Below are 273 nucleotides of genomic sequence, written 5' to 3' on the forward strand. Positions count from 1 at the left end.
GCTGTTGTTCGCGGCGTTCCTCGTCAACGAGTGGTTTCATCCGCTGCCATTCTTCAAACTCCAGCTGCTTGCCCGCAGGAACCTCGCGCACGGACTTCTGACACTGGTTGGCGCCGTTGTGCTGCTGGTTGGCGTTGCGGTCATACCCGGCCAATATCTCGCGCAAGTCCACGGTTACCGGCCGCTGCAAACCGCGCCGCTGTCGTTGCTGCTTGCAATTCCCCTGCTGATTGCGCTTCCCGTCACCGCCGCCGTGCTGAATCTCCGCCAGGT

The 273-nt window shown here is 61.9% G+C and carries 1 pseudogene; it reads left to right on the top strand.

From position 1 onward, the window contains the following. A pseudogene (locus SB771_RS34425) lies at nucleotides 1-273 on the top strand (EmrB/QacA family drug resistance transporter); the annotation flags it as partial.

This window comes from Burkholderia sp. SIMBA_051 (assembly GCF_046534915.1).
Taxonomy (GTDB): Bacteria; Pseudomonadota; Gammaproteobacteria; order Burkholderiales; family Burkholderiaceae; genus Burkholderia; species Burkholderia ambifaria.